At 69.9% G+C, this 18,298-nt stretch carries 7 protein-coding genes; 3 read left to right on the top strand and 4 right to left on the bottom strand.

The window, feature by feature from the left end; genetic code table 11:
- Positions 1-134 precede the first annotated feature (134 nt).
- Positions 135-2,801 (top strand): glycoside hydrolase family 9 protein, encoded by a 2,667-nt coding sequence (locus tag J2X50_RS20185; RefSeq protein WP_429097703.1) that lies wholly within the window; start codon positions 135-137, stop codon positions 2,799-2,801.
- 7 nt (positions 2,802-2,808) lie between these two features.
- On the opposite strand, the gene J2X50_RS20190 is transcribed toward J2X50_RS20185, so the two are convergent.
- Positions 2,809-3,600: a WecB/TagA/CpsF family glycosyltransferase gene (locus tag J2X50_RS20190; protein ID WP_429097757.1), complete on the bottom strand. Its 792-nt coding sequence runs from the start codon at positions 3,598-3,600 to the stop codon at positions 2,809-2,811.
- Positions 3,601-3,932: 332 nt separating this feature from the next.
- Between J2X50_RS20190 and J2X50_RS20195 the strand changes: the two genes are divergently transcribed.
- On the top strand, positions 3,933-4,991 hold the full coding sequence (locus J2X50_RS20195) for a glycosyltransferase family 2 protein (RefSeq protein WP_429097704.1): 1,059 nt from the start codon (positions 3,933-3,935) through the stop codon (positions 4,989-4,991).
- A 13-nt stretch (positions 4,992-5,004) separates the two neighbouring features.
- Here the strand turns inward: J2X50_RS20195 and J2X50_RS20200 are convergent, their stop codons facing one another.
- The 3 genes from J2X50_RS20200 to J2X50_RS20210 are packed head-to-tail and all read right to left on the bottom strand — an operon-like array spanning position 5,005 to position 11,448.
- Positions 5,005-6,126: a hypothetical protein gene (locus tag J2X50_RS20200; RefSeq protein WP_429097705.1), complete on the bottom strand. Its 1,122-nt coding sequence runs from the start codon at positions 6,124-6,126 to the stop codon at positions 5,005-5,007.
- Positions 6,119-6,826 (bottom strand): 4'-phosphopantetheinyl transferase family protein, encoded by a 708-nt coding sequence (locus J2X50_RS20205; protein WP_429097706.1) that lies wholly within the window; start codon positions 6,824-6,826, stop codon positions 6,119-6,121. Before J2X50_RS20205 ends, J2X50_RS20200 begins: the two co-directional genes overlap by 8 nt.
- Positions 6,823-11,448, bottom strand: a complete 4,626-nt coding sequence (locus tag J2X50_RS20210) for a MupA/Atu3671 family FMN-dependent luciferase-like monooxygenase (protein ID WP_429097707.1) — start codon at positions 11,446-11,448, stop codon at positions 6,823-6,825. The genes J2X50_RS20205 and J2X50_RS20210 overlap by 4 nt, the downstream gene beginning before the upstream one ends.
- 315 nt (positions 11,449-11,763) lie before the next feature.
- Here J2X50_RS20210 and J2X50_RS20215 point away from each other — a divergent pair, with 315 nt between their 5' ends.
- The gene (locus J2X50_RS20215) at positions 11,764-18,201 is read left to right on the top strand and encodes a type I polyketide synthase (protein WP_429097708.1); all 6,438 of its coding nucleotides are present in this window, start codon (positions 11,764-11,766) and stop codon (positions 18,199-18,201) included.
- Positions 18,202-18,298 lie beyond the last annotated feature (97 nt).

Here is an 18,298-nt window from a genome sequence, read left to right on the forward strand (position 1 = left end):
ATCTGGCACATATCACGGTGGGGCGACCTTCCGAGTTAACGGTCGGTCCGATCGGGTCTTAGGGTTAACAAGAAGAAATGCTCAAGCGTCTTCGGCAAGGACTCTGGATACTTGCGGTCTTTCTGGTTGCCGCAATGAGCGCCGTGGCCCGTTCGCAGGAGATCACGGTGGCGGAAGTCACGATTGCGGCGCCCGACATCGTCTCGATCGAGCTGCGCGAACCCGCCGTCCAGCGCGGTCGCATCGTCCGCCTGGACCGGCCGCGCGCCGAGCCCGTCGGCACATGGGTGCGCCACCAGGGCGCCTGGGGGCTGGTCGTCGGGCCTGATCGCGACCGGCTGCGCATCGCCGACACGCCGCCCGGCGTGGTCCTCGATCGCGGTGCCGTCGACGCGGCCTCCGCCTATGCGCCGATCGGCGGGCGCAAGGTGGTCGCGGTCTATCGCAAGTCCATGCCCTTCGATTCGGGCCTGTTCCGCGGATCTGGCGGCGACACCCAGGCCGGGGCCAGTTTCAAGCACTATCTCTACCTGCAGCTCGATGGACCGCTCGCCGCCGGAACCTATCCGATTGCCGGCCCCGGGCAGCTGCCGGACGGGACCCGCGTCGTGGTCGACGACCGGGCGACGCGGGCGGTGGCGATCCGCGCGACCCAGCTGGGCCATCGTCGCAACGACACCGCCAAGGTTGCCTACCTCGCGCTGTGGCTGCCGGGAGGGCCGGATCGGGGCGCCGTCGATTTCCGCCGCTACGGCATCGACCGTTTCAGCGTGCTCGACGACAGGGGACGGGAGGTCTTCGACGCGGCCATCGGCCTGCGCGCCGGTCCCGATGACCCCGAGCCCGGCAACGGGCTGCCGCGCGAGCTGGTCGACTACGCCGACGCGGCGGCCGAGCCCGTGCCGCTGTCGCGCATCGACGGCAATTCGTTCGTCGCCGCGCGGCCTCACGGTCTGGCTCGCGGTCAGCGCGTGGCGCTCCAGCGCCTCCAGGGTAACGAGGATGCCGGAGCCGTCTTCGCCACCGTCGGCACGGTCACCGCGGCCGGCTTCGACGTCGTCGATGTCGACGGCACGCTGCCCGCGGCGCTGGCGCCCGGCGCCTACGTAACGCCGGCGCATGTCGCCAACCGCGCCGGCACCTATGTCTTCGAACTCGACTATTCGGACTGGCGGCCGGAGAGGGACGGTGTCTACCGGCTCCGGATTGCGGGCCTTGGTATTTCCGATCCGATCGTGATTGCCGACGACGTCTGGCTGCGTTCGGCCAGGCTGTCGATCGCCGGCCTCTACAACCAGCGCAGCGGCATCGCCCTCGACGGGCGTTTCGGCTACGAGCGCCCGGCGGCGTTTCGCCCCGGCGAGGGCATGGCGATACGCGAAAGCCGGCTGCCGCTCGCCTGGTCTTCGGAATTCGCCGGCTTCGTGCCGTTCGAGGAGGGCGCCAGGCCCGCCTGGCTGACGGACAAGGTCGCGCCGGACAGCTACTGGGGCGGCTACATGGACGCGGGCGACTGGGACCGGCGCATCCAGCACGTCGAGGTGTCGTCGCTCCTGCTCGAGGTCTTCGAGAGCATCCCGCCGGAAAAACGCGGCGTCGATCTCGGCCTGCCGAAGTCTGCCGAGGTGCTCGACCCCGAACTCTATCGCGGAACCGACGCCTTGCCGGACCTCGTCCACGAGGCGATCTGGGGGCTGGATTTCTTCCGCCGCCTGCAGATGGCCGACGGCAGCATCCGCGGCGGCATCGAAAGTGCCGCGCACCCGCTCAAGGGCGAGCCGAGCTTTCTCGAGCATCGCCAGGTCTTCGCCTATGCTCCCGACCACCTGTCGAGCTACAGATACGCCGCCGCCGCCGCGAAGCTGGCGCGCGTCTTGAGCGGATTGGGCAGCGACAGGCTGGCGTCCGTCTACCGCGACAGCGCGCTCGCTGCCTGGCAGGCGGCCGAGCGCGGCTTCGACGATCCCGACCGCTACTATGCCGACGCCATCGCGTCCGCGGAAGCCTCAGGCGCCTTTGCCGGCGTGGACTGGGACGAGCGCAAGAGCGGCTTGCAGGCCCAGGCCGGCGAATACCGTGCGGGTGCCGCGGCGGCCCTGTTCAGGCTGACGGGCGAGCCTGCCTTCGCAGCGCTCTTCGAAGCGCGCTGGCGTGACGGCTGGGACCTCTATGCGCACAAGGGCGACGCGGCCTGGGACTATATGAACGGCCCGGCTGCCGATCCGGGCATTGCAGCTCAGATCCGCGAGGCGTTCCTGGCCGATGCCCGCCTCGTCGTGTCCGCCCAGGAGCGCCTGGCCTATCCGGCGATGAAGCACCCGGCCGCGCCCGCCGGCTGGGGGCAGGGCGGTGCGCCCGACTACAGCCAGCTGATGCTGCTCATCCGCGCCCATCGCCTCGGCGGGGACCCCGCCATCCTCAAGACCATGCAGCGCGCCCACCACGTCCTGCTCGGCGCCAACCAGCTGGGGCTTTCCCTGATGACGGGAGCCGGCGTCCGCCCCGTCGCCAATCCGCTGCACGAGGACAGCATCGCCATGGGCGTCGCCGCCCCCATCGGCATCACCGTCTATGGCTGGGCATCCCAGGCAGCCACCGCCCAGGGCTGGGTGTTCGGTCCCCGGTGGTCGCCGCTGGCCGAAGTGGGGTCGGACGAGCGGCGCATAGAGCCGCCGCGTTTCTCGCTGCCCTTCTACGAATATCTCGTCGAACATCCGGCCGTTGTGATGCAGCAGGAATACACCGTCCAGCAGACGATCGGCACGATGGCGGGGCTCGCGCTCTATCTTGACGGGCAGTGACCGGCCTTCAGCGCGACGCGGGCACCCGCGCGGTCCTGCGTTGCCGGAACTCCGCCAGCGTAAGCCGCAGCAGTGGCAGCACCGAGAAGACGTAGCGGCGCCACAGCCGCTTCGGGTCGGTGGCCAGGCGGTGCACCCACTCGATGCCGGCCCTGCTCATCCAGCGCGGCGCCCGCCGCTTCATCCCGGTCATGAATTCGAGCGAAGCGCCGATGCAGAGCGCGGTACCGACCGCCCGGCCATCCATCGCGATGGCATGGGCGATCTTCTCCGACTGCGGCGAGCCGATGGCGAGGAAGGTGAAGGCGGCCCTTTCGCGCACCACGAAGTCGACGCACCTGGCGAGTTCGGCCGGATTGTTGCCGACGCCGAAGGGCGGAACGTGCGCAGCGATGCTGAGGCGCGGAAATTTCGCCCGCATCTTCGCCACGACCGCCTCGTTCGGCGCCACCAGGGCGATGTGGTCGCCATCCTTGACGACGGTGCCGAACAGGCAGGCGGTCAGGTCGGCGCCGGTCACGCGCGGCAGTTTCAGCGGCATGGCGCGCGCCAGCAGCACCAGCGGTTTGCTGTCGCAGAGCGTCAGCCAGGCCGCCTCGTAGAGCGGCTTCAGCTCGGCATGGGTGGAGAGGCGGACGACATGGTCGACATTGGGGGTCACGACATAGCGGAAGCCGTCGGCGTTGCGCGTCGCCGCAATCAGCTCGACGGCGTCGTCGAACTTGATGATGTCGAAGGGGACGTTGAGAAAGTGCTGGCGTTGGATGACGGGGTCTTTCGCGATGCCGTTGCTTTGCACGAGTGCCAAGATGTAACCCCCGAGGTGCGCCTGGCCTGGCGCCTGCGCCTCCCGCCTTCCAGCCTTGACCCTCTAACAACATTGGCGATCCACCAACGTCAAGCCTGGGTTGCCGCCAAGATCGCCAAATCACAGAAGATCGTTAAATTCCATCGCGTAAGTATGGGCTGAGCGCCCGCGACGTGAAAGCAAATATGACCGAAATCATCCTTGTCCTGCTGTCCTTGGCCAATCTGGCGTTGCTGATTCCGGTTCTGGCCTTCGCCGTGGAGATATTTTCGGCCGTAAGCCGGGGTCGGCGCCAACCTGCGCCGTTACCCTCGGCCCGCCCCTTGGCCGCAATTCTCGTGCCGGCTCACGACGAGGCCGAGGGCATCGCCGCGACGATACGCGGCCTGCGCGAACAGCTGCGGCCGGGCGACCGGCTGCTCGTCGTCGCCGACAACTGCACCGACGACACGGCGAGGCTCGCCCGCGACGCCGGCGCCGAGGTGATGGAGCGTCACGACCCGTCGCGGCGCGGCAAGGGTTTCGCGCTCGATTTCGGCGTCCGCGACCTCGCCGCGGCGCCGCCCGAAGTGGTGGTGATCGTCGACGCCGACTGCACGCTTGAGCCCGGCTGCATCGACCGTCTCGTCGCGCGCGCCTCCGCGACCCAGCGCCCCGCGCAGGGCCTCTACCTGATGTCGGCGCCGGCGGGCTCGGGCCTCAACCTGCAGGTCGCCGAGTTCGCCTTCCTGGTCAAGAACAGGGTCCGGGCGGCGGGCCTGCACCGGCTCGGCTTCCCCTGCCATCTCACCGGCTCGGGCATGGCCTTCCCCTGGGCGGTCATCCGCGACGCCCACCTCGCCCATGCCAGCCTCGTCGAGGACATGAAGCTCGGGCTCGACCTGGCGCTCGCCGGCAGGGGCGCGGAGTTCTGCGAGGACGCCCGCATCGACAGCCATTTTCCCTTTTCGCAGGCCGGCGCGTCGTCGCAGCGCCGCCGCTGGGAGGAGGGGCATCTCGGCATGATCGCCCAGGCACTGCGGTCTCTGCCCGCCGCGGTCCGGTCCGGAAACACGGGCGCCGCAGCGCTCGTGCTCGACGTGCTGGTGCCACCGATTACCCTGCTTGTGCTGCTGCTTGGCGCCGCCTTCGTCGTGACAGCGGTTGCGACCTATGCCCTGTCGCTCGCCCCGTTCGCCCTGGCCGTTTCGACGCTCGGCCTCGCCCTGTTCGGGATCTCGGCGCTGGTCGCCTGGACAGCGTTCGGGCGAAAGGTACTGCCGCCGATGTCGCTGTTGCGGGTGTTTCCCTATGTGCTGCGCAAGCTTGCCCTCTATCCTCGCCTGGCCCTCGGCTCGCGGGTAGGCACCTGGATCCGCACCGACCGGCGGCGTCCGGACTGATCTCTGCGGCCGCTCAGCTCCCGTCCGCCAACTCGACGCCCGGCATTCCGCGCCGCAATGCCCACAGCAGGCTGACGGTGTCGCGGATGCGCTTCGCTCGGGCCACGACATATCCCCGCTCCGGTCGGGTGTAGGTACGTTCCATGTAGCCGGCATAGGCGATGACGAAGCGCGCGGGCACGCCCTGGCATCCCCCGTCAGGCCCGAACCCTTGCCGTACCCGCCACCGGGCGACGAGCTCCAGCGCAATGGATCTCAGGCTTTCCGCGCGGGTCTGGTCGAGCGCAGCCGGCGCGGGCGCCGTGGCCGCCTCGTCGCCGAAAACCGTCGCATAGGCGACCACGGCGACGAAGTAGTTGCCGAGTTCGGTCAGGTGCACGCGATCGGTGAACAATGCGGCCGTCACGCCCTCCGCGGCCAGCCCCTCGAAGCCCGCGACCGGCTGGGCGGAGGTGAGGCGCGCAACCAGTTCGGCGAGCGCCAGCGACGCCGGGATGAAGCGGATGCGATCCTGCCGGTCTTGCCCGGCCAGCTTGCGGTTGATGCCTTCCACCAGGCATTGCCAGATCGGCGAGGCGGCGCGTTCGTAGTCGATCCAGTCGCCGGGAGCGGCGAGGTCGGAGAGGTCCGCCCAGGACGCGAGGAAATAGCTCATGCCGCGCGGATTGCTGGCTATGAACCTGTCCTGCAGCTCGCCCATGTAGGCTGCTGTGCCTTCGCTCAGCATCGCGTCGAGCACCCGGTGCCATTCGGTGACGATGAGCACGTCGTAGCGGCGCGCGGCGAACGCCGCGATCACGTCGACCGGCGTGCCGTCGCGATCGACCCCTGCGCCATAGCCCGAGCCGGGCGGACTGCCGTCCGGCCCCCTTGTCCGCTGCCGGATCGACGAGCCGCCGATGTGCTGCCGTTCCCAGGCGAGGCTTCTGCCGCCCGCGGCCGCGATGGCCTCCAGCATGTCGGGGAAGGGCCGGTCGGTGAGGCTGTGCCCCGAGATGAAGAACTGTCTTGCATCCTCCGCCACCGCAGGCGTCGTGCCGAGGGCCGGCGCGATCGCCTTTCCGGTCATGCCGAGGCCGAGCGCCGCGAGCAGAGCGACTGTGGCACCGTGGCGGGCGAACAACCGCTCACGCATGCAGCGCATCGAGGCTGGCTTGCGCATGCCGGTCGGTGCCGCCGCGCTTGAGTGTCATTGCCGTGACGATATGGTCGCGTCCGAGCGACATGCGGCCGGCCAGCTGATCGCCTCTCGAAAACGGCGCCGCATCCCCCTGGAAGCTGGCTACGAATGTCCCGGAGGCCGGATCGAGGCGCACGGACATGGCGTCGAACCCGAACAGCTTGCCCGAGAGCGGGTACTGGCATTTGTAGGCGCATTCCTTGGCGCTGAAGATGGCGCGCGCCAGGAGGCCGCGGCGCCTTGCGGGCTGGCCGGCCAGCCATGCGCGCTCGTCGGCCGTGCAGATGTCCTCGACCAGTTCGGCGTCGAGCGGCAGGGCCGGCTCGATGTCGAGGCCGACCGCCAGGTAGCCGTCGGTGGCGCGGGCGATCGCCGCCACGCACCAGTCGGCGCAATGGCTGATGCTGCCCGTCATGCCCGCCGGCCAGGCGGGGGCGCGGTCGGCGCCGGCCGGAACGGCGGCCGGGGCGAGGCCGAGTTCCCGCATGGCGGTGCGCGCCAGGGTGCGTCCCGCCGTGAATTCGCGCCGCCGCGAAGCCGATGCGTTGGCGATCGCCGCCTCCTCGCCCGGCAAAGGCGCGCCCCATTCGCCGCGTGGGTCGCCCTGGGCGACCGCGACGTCCGGTTCGAACAGCCGGGCGAGGGCCGCGCTCATCCCGCGCCGCGCGTCCGCACCAGTGCGGCCCGCCTGTCGCCGAGTGCGGCCCGGCGCATGGCGGCGCGGTCCGCGACCTTGCTCAGCCGGTCGTCCGCCTTGCCGCGCTGCGAGAGGTGTTCCGACAGCGCCTTCACGGTCGGGAAGCGGAACAGGTCGGTGATGAGCATGTCCGGCGCGATGCTCGCCTTAAGCTCCCGATGCGCCTGCACCGCGAGCAGGGAATGCCCGCCTAGCGCGAAGAAGCTGTCCGACAGTCCGACCCTTTCGACGCCGAGGATGCGGCGGAAAGTGTCGGCGATGGCGCGCTCGACAGTGTCCGTCGGCTCGACATAGGCGGCAGCGGCCGCCGGCGCAGTGATCGCGTCCGGCTTCGGCAGCGCCTTGCGGTCGACCTTGGCATTGGGCGTCAGCGGAAACGCCTCCAGGGTGACGAAGTGGACCGGCACCATGTAGTCCGGCAACGTCCTGGCAAGCGCCTGCCTCAGCGCATCCTCGTCGATCCGGCCGCCCGTCTGGCGCAGATAGGCGACGAGGCGCACGTCGTCCTTTCGGTCCTCGCGTGCCATCACCGCGACCTCGGCGATGCCGGGGAAGGCCGCGATGCGCTCCTCGATCTCGCCGAGTTCGATGCGGTAGCCGCGCACCTTCACCTGGTGGTCGGCGCGGCCGAGGAACTGCAGCGTCCCGTCCGTGGTGAAGCGCGCCAGGTCGCCTGTCCGGTAGAACCGGCCGTCGGCGAAGGGGTTGGCCAGGAAGCGCTCGGCGGTGAGATCCGGCCGGTTGTGGTAGCCGCGCGCCACCCCGTCGCCGCCGATATAGAGCTCGCCCTGAATGCCGGGCGGAACCGGGCGTTGCGCGGCGTCGAGGACGTAGAGCTGGGTGTTGGCGATGGGCTTGCCTAGCGGCACCAACCCTTCGCTCACATCGGCAGGCGTCGTCGACGACCAGATCGTCGTCTCCGTCGGTCCGTACATGTTCTCGACGCTCGCCGCGGTCGCTTTGCGCAGGTCGACGAGCAGCGACGACGGCAGCGCCTCGCCGCCGATGAACAGGTGTCGCACCCTGGAGAGCGCGCGCCGGTCGTCGTCGTTCATCAGGAACATGCGCGCCATCGAGGGCGTACACTGCAGGTGCGTCACGCCGTGGCGTTCGATCTCCTCGGCAAGGCTGCCGCCATCGGCCGCCTCGTGCGAAACGGTAGCCCGCGACCGCGCCACCACGTCCGCCAGCGGCACCAGCCGCTCGAGCACCAGGTCGCTCGCCACGCCGAAGTCGATCAGGCAGGCCACCTCGTCGACGCCGATCGCGGCCACCTGCTCGATGCGCCGCAGCGCATCCTCGACGGTGCCGAAGAGGCCGCTGTCCTCGAAATAGCGCAGGAAGGCGAATTCGAGGATCGCGTCGAGTTCGTCGGCCGCCAGCGACTGCAGGTCGATGTCCATCGGCTGCGCAACGCCCTGCGGCTTCTTGAACGCCGGGAAGGCCCAGGCATATTGCTTGATGAGGGCTGCGGCGCTGCGCAGATAGTCCTTCATCGGCTCGCGCGCCTGCCTGCGCACCTCCTCCCGATCGGCGCCGACAAGCGTGTGCAGCATCAGCGTCACCTTGTGGTCGGCCGGGTTGCGCCCGGCGTCGACCAGCGCCTGCCTGTAGATGCGGATCTTGTCCGCCAGCTCATCGACCGACTGGCCGAGCAGATGGGTGAGCACGTTGGCGCCGAGCCGTGCCGCCTCGCGGTAGGTTTCCGGATTTCCGGCCGTGGTCACCCACACGGGCAGCTCCTTCTGCACCGGCCGCGGCTGCGTGACGACGCCGACCTTGCCGCTGCCGAAGTCGAACTCGACCCTCTCGCCGCGCCACAGCTTCCGCACCGTCTCGATGTCGCGCAGCATTGCCGACTTGTTGTGCGGCGGCGCGTTCTCCGGCCGCAGCACGAAGTCCTCCGGCATCCAGCCCGAGGCGAAGGCGAGCCCGACGCGGCCGTTGCTGATGTTGTCGAGCACGGCCCATTCCTCGGCGACGCGGGCCGGATGGTGCAGCGGCAGCACGCAGCTGCCGGCGCGGATCGACAGGTTGCGCGTCACCGCGGCGACGGCCGCGCCGGTCACCGAAGGGTTCGGATAGGGGCCGCCGAAGGCGTGGAAGTGGCGTTCCGGCGTCCACAGCGCCTGGAAGCCGTGCGTGTCGGCGAACTTGGCGCCCTCGAGCAGCAGCCGGTACTTGGCGGGGCCGGCGCCGTCGTCGTTGCCCCAGTAGAACAGGCTGAAGTCGAGCTGCTTGTCCCGAGCCGCCCCGCGCCCCTTGTGGGCCTTGACCTCGCTCGAATGGATCACGACCTTGAAGCCGCGCGTCAGCGTCCAGAACAGCTCCAGCACCGAGATGTCGAAGGACAGGCTGGTCACCGCCAGCCACACCGGCTGGCCGCTTTCCGGCACGGTGACGCGTTCGTTCATGCCGGCGAAGAAGTTCGCCACGTTGCGGTGCTCGATCATCACCCCTTTCGGGCGCCCGGTGGAGCCCGAGGTGTAGATCACGTAGGCCAGGTTGTCGGATGCCGCCCTGCTTGCCGGCCGGTCGCTGCGCCCGCCGGCCTCCAGCAGGTCCTCGATGCAGACTAGCCTGGCCGCGTGGAGCGGCAGCGAGCCCTTGAGCGCGCGCTCGGTCAGCACGATCGGCGCGGCACTGTCCTCGACCATCAGCGCCAGCCGGTCGCCGGGGAACATCGGATCGAGCGGCACATAGGCGCCGCCCGCCTTCTGGATGGCGAGCGCGCCGACGACGAGTTCGACCGAGCGCGACAGATTGAGGCCGACCATCGTATCCGGGCCGACGCCAAGGGCGATCAGCGCATGGGCGACCACGTTGGCCTGCTCGTCGAGCTGGCGATAGGTCAGCTGGTCCTCGCCCGCGGCCACCGCCACCGCATCCGGCGTTCGGTCGACCTGCCGCTCCACCAGCCGGTGCATCAGGGCGCTGCGGTCGTAGGTGCGCGCCGTGTCGTTCCATGCGTGCAGGACGCGATGCTGCTCGTCCTTGGTCATCAGCGGCAGCTCGGCGAAGGTGCCGCCGCCTTCCGCGAAGGCCTTGGCAAGCACCGAGAGTCGCAGCGCGATGTCGCGCGCTCGCGCCTCGCTCATCCGCGCGCGGTCGAAATGCAGGGCATCGGCGGTGGCGTCCTCGCCGATGGCGAAGGCCAGCGCGCAGCCTGCCGGCAGTGCGTCTCGCTCGCCGGAGCCTTCGATCAGCCCGATCGTCAGCCGCGGTTCGTTGAGGCCAGGGACGCGGCGCGTCAGGTCCGACAGCCAGGCGCCGCGGTCACGCGCGGCGGCGATGGCATCAGTCACCTGGCTCTTGAACGCGCCCAGGCTCGCGTCGTCGGCGGCCGCGAGGTTCAGGGGATACACATCGGAAAAATAGCCCGGGAAGGTGGCGGCGCGCGCCCTGGCCGCCTGGCTGGAGAACGCCAGCGACGCCTCGGCCTGGCCGGTGAGGCGGAGCACGAAGGCAGCGACCGCCGCCGCCCTCGCGTCGCGGTCGAGCCCGCGCGGCAGGTCGAGCGGAATCGCCGCGACGTCCGCCGCCTGGCCCGCCGTCCACGGTTTCATGTCGATGAGGTCGATGTCCTGCGCCGCGGCGATCGCCGCGCGCATCTCGGTCTCGTGTCCGGCCGCTTCGGCCACTGCCTCGGTCAGCCCGCGCGAAAAGGCTTCGTCCATGCGGGGCAGAACCGTGCCTGGCCGCAATGCCGTCCACAGCGGCTCGCCGTCGCCGATGCGCGACGCCTCGACGAGTACTGCCGCGTCCGCCGCCGCGATCAAAACGCCTTCCGGCGAGACCGACATCACCGAGCCCGGCGCGCCGTGCGGGGCCTCGCCGGTGGCGGTCAGCCTGGTCACGGCGTAGAGGCCGTTCTCGGCGCGCAGTTTCGGCGTGACCAGCGGGTTGGCGTATCCGGCCCCGAAATCGAGCGCCCGCACCAGCCGTTCGAGGCTGGGCGCGGACTGGTCGAAGCGAAGCGTCGCTGCCGCCTCGGGGCGCAGTTTCCTGCCGAAATAGCTGCGTTCGGCGAGGTCCTGCAGACGTCCGGCGAGCGTTCCGCGCTCGATGCCGTCGAGCAGTTCGGCGAAACTGCCTATCCCCGCCTCGAAGCATTTGGTGTTGAGCATCAGCGCGGTCTCGTCCGGCGCGATGTCGAACATCCGTTGCACGTAGATTGTGCCCTGGTCGACGCCGGAGGCCAGCGCATGCCAGGTCACGCCGTGCGTGTCCTCGCCGTTGAGGATCGCCCAGGCCGGCGCGTTCAGCCCGGCATAGCGGGGCAGGGGGCCGTCGTGGAAATTGGCCGCGCCCATCCTTGCCTTGCGCCACACGGCCTCGGGGATGAGCCTGAGGTTTGCGGCGCTGAACAGCCAGTCGTAGCCGATGCCGTCGAGCTGGCGCGCAAGGTCCTCTCCCCAGCCGGTCGGATGTATGCCGCTGCGTTCGGCATAGCCGCGGATGCTGGCGCTCTCGGTCACGATCGCGGCGATGCGGTGCCCGCGGCCCCTGAGCATCTCGGCGCACTGCACCAGAAGCGACTCGTCGCCGATCAAGACGCAATCGAAGTGTCCGTTAACCATGTCGTGAGACCGCCCCTGTGCTTGCCCTGAATGCAGTGGCTCTTATACTGGCCAGCGTAAATGAACGTTATGATGGTGCCTGGAATTATCATCAGCATCGTAACAGCTGGTTAAGTCAGTTGCTTTGGGTCCTGCCCATAGTCCTTGCTCTGCACCATCGGACGGGATTTGTGCGCGCCGCTTAACGGCATGTTCAATTTTCCCGGCGATACGAAGCACTTGGGGCGCTAAGTGGGGTGGTAAGGCTGCGGGGCGCGTCCTGCGCCTCGAAGTTTCCTGGACCGCGACGGATGGTGCCTGCAGCAGGTACAAGCCATGACCGATAGTCCCGACCAGTTCTCCCCGAACGACATCGCCATCGTTGGCATGGCGCTGCGTGTTCCTGGCGCGCGCGACGTCGGCCAGTTCTGGGCCAATCTGCGCGACGGGGTCGAATCGATCCGCGATCTTACGGAGGAAGAGCTGCTGGCGGCGGGTGAGCAGCCGAGCCGCATCCACCATCCCAATTACGTGCGCCGCACCTCCGAGCTTCCCGCCATGGAGATGTTCGACGCCGAGTTCTTCGGGCTGAGCCCGAAGGAGGCGGCGATCATGGACCCGCAGCACCGGCAGTTCCTGGAATGCGCCTGGGAGGCGATGGAGGATGCCGGCCGCACGCCCGATTCGAGCGGCGGCCCGGTCGGCGTCTTCGCCGGCTGCGGCATGGGCAGCTATTTCTACTTCAACGTCTGCAGCAACCGCCAGCTCGTCGACCAGGTCGGCATGTTCCTGCTCAGGCACACCGGCAACGACAAGGACTTCCTCGCCACCCGCGCCTCCTTCGCCTTCGACCTGCGCGGGCCGAGCGTCAACATCCAGACCGCCTGCTCCACCTCGCTGGTGGCGGTGCATTCGGCCTGCCAGAGCCTGCTTGCCGGCGAGTGCGAGATGGCGCTGGCCGGCGGCGTCACGATCGACCTGCCGCACCGCCGCGGCTACATGTACCAGGAGGGCGAGATCCTTTCGCCCGACGGCCGCTGCCGTGCCTTCGACCATAGGGCCGCCGGCACCGTCTTCGGCAGCGGCGTCGGCGTGGTCGTCCTGCGTCGCCTCTCCGACGCGATCGCCGACGGGGACATCGTCCACGCCGTCATCAAGGGCACGGCGGTCAACAACGACGGCGCCAGCAAGGCCGGCTATCTCGCGCCCAGCGTCAACGGCCAGGCCGAGGCGATCATCGAGGCGCAGGGCCTGGCCGGCGTCGACGCCGACAGCATCCAGTATGTCGAGTGCCACGGCACCGGCACCTATCTCGGCGATCCGATCGAGATCGAGGCGCTGACGCAGGCGTTCCGCCAGGGCACCGACCGGACAGGCTTCTGCCGCGTCGGCTCGGTCAAGTCGAACATCGGCCATCTCGACACCGCCGCCGGCGTCGTCAGCCTGATCAAGGCCTCGCTGGCCGTGAAGCACGGCGAAATCCCGCCGACGCTGGGTTTCGAGAAGCCGAACCCTGCCATCGCCTTCGAGCGCAGCCCCTTCGTCGTCAACGACCGCCTGACCCAATGGCCGCAAACACCAGGCCCGCGCCGCGCCGCCGTCAATTCGCTCGGCGTCGGCGGCACCAATGCGCACGCCATCATCGAGCAGGCGCCGTCGCTGGCCGCCGGCCGTTCTACCGCCGAGGACGCGCCGCGGCTGCTGGTCTTCGCCGCACGGAACCGCAAGGCGCTCGACCAGGCGACCGTGCGGCTCGGCGCCGAACTGGTACGTCGGCCCGATCTCGACCTGGGCGACGCCGCCTATACGCTCTTTGCCGGCCGCAAGCATTTCGAGCACCGCCGCGTCGTCGCCGTGGGCGGCCGCGCCGACGCTGTCGCGGTCCTCTCCGATCCCGAGAGCAAGCGCGGCTTCACCCATTCGGCGCTCGACGATGCCTCCGGCCCCGTCTTCCTGTTCCCCGGCGGCGGCGCCCAGCATGTCGGCATGGCCCGCGCGCTCTATGACGGCGACCGGCGGTTCCGCGCGACCGTCGACGAGGGCATATCCTATCTCGATCCTGCCGCGGCGGCGGAGATCCGCCGCGTCTGGCTCGACAGCGGCACCGATCGCGCCGATGCGGAGGCCGCCTTCCTGCGGCCTTCGGTGCAATTGCCGGCGATCCTCATCACCGAGGTGGCCGTCGCCCGCTGGTGGATCGATCGCGGCGTGAAGCCCACGGCCCTCATCGGCCACTCGATGGGCGAGAACGCGGCCGCCTGCATCGCCGGGGTCATCAGCCTGCGCGACGCGGTCAACCTCGTCCGCCTGCGCGGCGAGCTGTTCGACACGGTCGAGCCGGGCGGCATGCTGAGCGTGCCGCTGTCGGCCGCCGCGCTCGCCGAGATCATGCCGCCGGAACTCGACCTCGCCTCGGTCAACGCGCCCGAACTCTGCGTCGTCTCGGGCCGCAACGAGGACCTCGACGGCTTCCGGGCGGCGCTGCAGGAGCGGGGCATCGACGCCTCGCGCGTCGCCATCGACATCGCCGCCCATTCGCGTATGCTCGAACCGATCCTCGGCCGCTTCGAGGCTTTCCTGCGCGGCATCCGGCTCAATGCGCCGTCGATCCCCATCGTCTCCAACCTCACAGGCACCTGGCTGACGGAAACGGAGGCCCGCGACCCGCTCTACTGGGTCCGCCACCTGCGCTCCACAGTGCAGTTCGGCAAGGGTGTCGCCGTGCTCGCGGCCGAACCGGGCCGTGTCTTCGTCGAGGTCGGGCCGGGCCGCGCGCTGTCGTCGCTGGCCAAGCTGCAGCCCTCGGTTCCCGCCAACCAGGTGATCAACAGCCTGCCGCACGCGGAGGACGACACCGACGACCGCGTCCACCTGCTCGCCGCGCTCGGCCGTGCCTGGGGCGTGGGGCTGGACGTGCCGCTCGAGCGCCTGTGGGAGGGAAGCGGCGCCCGCCGCGTTTCGCTGCCCACCTATCCCTTCCAGCACCAGCGCTACTTCATCGAACCCGCCGCCGCGGCCTCGGCTGAGGCGACCGAGGAAGTGCTGCGCAAGCTGCCCGACATCACCGACTGGGGCTTCAGGCCGACCTGGCGCCAGTCGGTCGCCGACGTCGAGATCGACGCGGGCGCGGAGCCGACCTCCTTCCTCGTCTTCCTCGACCGGGCAGGCTTCGGCCGGCCGCTGGTCGAGAGCCTGCGTGGCGGCGGCCACCGGGTGCTCACCGTCGAGGTCGGCGACGCCTTCGCGCGCAAGTCTGCCGAGGCCTATGCGCTCTGCCCCGAGGACAACCGCGCCGGCTACGATGCGCTGCTCGCAGCAATCGCCGCCGAGGGCGCGCTGCCGCAGCGCATCCTGCATCTCTGGCTCGTCACCGCCGACGAGAGCCACCGGCCGGGCTCGAGCTTCTTCAACCGCAACCAGGAGCAGGGCTTCTACAGCCTCGTCCATCTCGCCCAGGCGCTCGGCGAGGCCGGTGCGAGCGACCTGCAGCTGACCGTCGTCGGCAACGGCATGCAGCGCGTCGGCGACGAGCCTCTGCCCTATCCGGAGAAGGCTACGGTGCTCGGCCCCGGCCTCGTCATCCCCAAGGAGATGCCGGGCACGAGCGTTCGCCTGATCGACCTGCAGCTGCCCCGGGTCGAAGCTTCGCGAGGCCTGTTCAGTCGCCAGACCGCGCAAGGGCAGGCGGCGATGGCGCAGCTCCATGCCCAGCTTCGCGACGACCTGTTCGCCGCCCCGGCATCCGAGGTCGTCGCCTATCGTGACGGCCGGCGCTGGACACGCGGCTACGGCAGGCTCCCGCTTGCTCCTGCGGGCGAGGGCCGGCAGGGCTTCCGCCGCCAGGGCGTCTACATCGTCACCGGCGGCCTAGGCGATCTGGCACAGGTGATGGCGCAGGGCCTGGCCGACGAGTTCGACGCCCGTGTCATGTTGGTTGGGCGCAGCGCGCTTCCGCCGCGCGGGCAGTGGCCGCTGTTCATGCGCACCCGTGCACGCTCCGACCGCATGCGGCGCGCCATGGAGCGCATCGTCGCGCTCGAGGCTGCCGGCCACAAGGTCGCCTACGCCGCCGCCGACGTCGGCAATCCCGAGCAGATGGCGGCGGTGGTTGCGGCGACCCGCGCCGAATTCGGTGAGATCAACGGCGTCATCCACACCGCAGGCGTGGTCGACGACGACCTCATCCAGCTCAAGTCGGTCGACGCCATGGAAGCGGTGCTCGCGCCCAAGCTGCACGGCACGGCGGTCCTCGACCGCGTCTTCCGCGACGTGCCGCTCGATCTGTTCGTGCTGTTCTCCTCGACCAGCACCGACACCGCCCCCGCCGGCCAGGTCGACTATGTCGCCGCCAACGCCTATCTCAACGCCTACGCCGAGAGCCGCGCCGGGGATGCCGGCCGCAGGACGGTCGCCGTCCACTGGGGCATCTGGAACGAGGTCGGGCTCGCCGCCCGCGCGGTCGGGCGTACCGACCGGTCCCCGGGCCGGGAGCCGTCCGAGGAGCCGGCCCGCGGGCCGTTCTTCCGGTCCTGGGTCGAGGATGCCGAGGGCACGCCCTGGCTCGAGGCCGAGATCGGTCCGGCCACCCATTGGATGCTCGACGAGCACCGCATGGTTTCGGGCGAGCCGGTCCTGCCCGGAACCGGCTACGTCGAGCTCATCGCCCAGGCGTTCGGCGAATACGGCCTGGACGCGCGCGCGTCGATCGAGGACCTGGTGTTCCTGCGGCCGCTGGTCGTGAAGGACGGCGCCACCAGGACCATCCGCGTCCGCATGACGCCCGATGCGGATGGCCATCGCATCGAGGTCACGGCTTCGCAGGCGGGCGATGCGTCCTTCGAGAGATTCGCCGAGGCTTTCGTGCGCGGGCGGCCGAAGTCCGCTCGCGGCGGTGCCGAGATGGCCGAAGCCGCCCGGCGCTGCGCCGTCGCCGAACGCGCCGAAGGGGCGGATGCGCTGCCCTCGGTGCAGGCCCCGCATGTGCGCTTCGGCCCACGCTGGCAGGTGCTCCGCTCCGTCGCCTTCGGCCGCTCGGAAGCCTTTGCCGAGCTCGCCTTGCCGCAAGCCTATCGCGGCGACGCCACCTTGCTCCATCCGGCGCTCCTCGACATCGCCACCGGCTTCGCCATGCGGCTCGACCCCGAATATGACGGCTCGGTGCTGTGGGCGCCGATGTCCTATGGCCGGATCGCCGTCCACGCGCCGCTGCCGGACCGCGTTTCGAGCTGGGTGCGGCTGTGCCGCGGCTTCGATTACGGCAAGGGCTATGTCGCCTTCGACGTTTCGATCGCCGACGCCTCCGGTCAGGTGCTGGTCGACATCGAGCGTTTCGTAATGAAGCGTCTCGACAGCGACCTCGGCCTCGTGGCGCCGCGCGCGGCGAGGGACGCCGGCGCCGACAGCGACCACCGCCAGTCGCCCGCCGCGCTGCAGCTCGCCGCCCAGGTGAGCCAGGGCATTCTTCCCGGCGAGGGCTTCGAGGCGCTCCGGCGCGCGCTGGCGACCGGCCAGCCGCAGCCGATCGTAAGCTCCATGGATCTCGAAGCCTTGCGCAGGCGCGCTGCCGCGCCGGCCGTGGCCGCGCCGCAGGGCGGCGACCAGTTCGAACGGCCCGAGCTCGACAGCGATTATGTCGCCCCGCGCAACGATATCGAGCGCACGCTCGCCGGGTTCTGGAGCGAACTGCTGGGCGTCGACCGCATCGGCGTCGACGACAGCTTCTTCGACATCGGCGGCCATTCGCTGATCGCCGTGCGCCTGTTCCGCATGATCAGGAAGCAGTACGCCGTAGACCTGCCGATATCGGTGCTGTTCGAAGCGCCGACCATCGCCGGCTGCGCCCAGCTGATCGCGAGCCACCTGCCGGCCGGCGAGCACAGCGGCACCGGACCTTCGCAACCCGCGCCGCCTGCGGAAAAGCATCTGCATCTGGTGGCGATGAGCGCGGGCACGGACCCGTCTGCGGCACCGGTCTTCATCTGCGCCGGCATGTTCGGCAACGTGCTCAACCTGCGCCAGCTCGCCATGCGGCTCGGCGTCGACCGGCCGGTCTATGGGCTCCAGGCGCGCGGCCTCTATGGCGACCAGGAGCCGCACGCGACTTTCGAGGAGATGGCGCGCGACTACCTCGCCGAGGTCCGCAAGGTCCAGCCGCGCGGCCCCTATCTGCTGGCCGGCTTCTCGGGCGGCGGGCTGGCCGCCTACGAGATGGCGCAGCAGCTCCGCGCCGAGGGCGAGGACGTGGCGCTGGTCGCCATGCTCGACACGCCGTTGCCGACGCAGCCGCGGCTCACCGCCTTCGACCGGCTGCAGATGAAGCTGCAGGACCTGCGCCGCCACAAGCTGTCCTTCGTCACCGGCTGGATCCGCGACCGCAGGCGCTGGCAGGCCGAAATGCGCGACAAGCGCGAAGCCGCGGAGGCGGAAAACGCGGGCAGGCAGTTCCAGAATGCCAGGATCGAGGCGGCGTTCCGCGCGGCGCTGCTCCGCTACGACCTCAAGCCCTATCCCGGCAGGCTGCTGCTGCTCAGGCCCAGGCTCAACATCCTCTACACGTTGAGCGGCGGCCGCCGCCTCCAGGAGGGGCGCAACGTCGCGCTCGACGACAATGGCTGGACGCCATACGTCGCCGAACTCGAGGTACAGGAAGTGGCGGGCGACCACGACAGCATGGTGCTGGAGCCCTATGTCCGCGTGCTGTCCGAGCGGTTGCGTCCGCGCTTTGCCGCGGCGCTGTCCGAAGGAAGCGAGCGGCTGCGCATCGCGGCCGAGTAGGGGCAAAGGCCGGCGCCCCTCGCTTGCGCGAGTGCCGGTGGGGCGCCGGCCAGGCAGGTTTTGAGGGAGACCCGCCGCAGCTAATCTGCCACAGCGG

The organism is Aminobacter sp. BE322 (assembly GCF_050433525.1).
Taxonomy (GTDB): domain Bacteria; phylum Pseudomonadota; class Alphaproteobacteria; order Rhizobiales; family Rhizobiaceae; genus Aminobacter.

What these genes read in the sequence shown, in the direction of transcription:
- J2X50_RS20185 (WP_429097703.1), top strand. Translation starts at nt 135, where the DNA reads ATGAGCGCCGTGGCCCGTTCGCAGGAGATCACGGTGGCGGAAGTCACG.
- J2X50_RS20200 (WP_429097705.1), bottom strand. Translation starts at nt 6,126, where the DNA reads ATGCGTGAGCGGTTGTTCGCCCGCCACGGTGCCACAGTCGCTCTGCTC.
- J2X50_RS20205 (WP_429097706.1), bottom strand. Translation starts at nt 6,826, where the DNA reads ATGAGCGCGGCCCTCGCCCGGCTGTTCGAACCGGACGTCGCGGTCGCC.
- J2X50_RS20210 (WP_429097707.1), bottom strand. Translation starts at nt 11,448, where the DNA reads ATGGTTAACGGACACTTCGATTGCGTCTTGATCGGCGACGAGTCGCTT.
- J2X50_RS20215 (WP_429097708.1), top strand. Translation starts at nt 11,764, where the DNA reads ATGACCGATAGTCCCGACCAGTTCTCCCCGAACGACATCGCCATCGTT.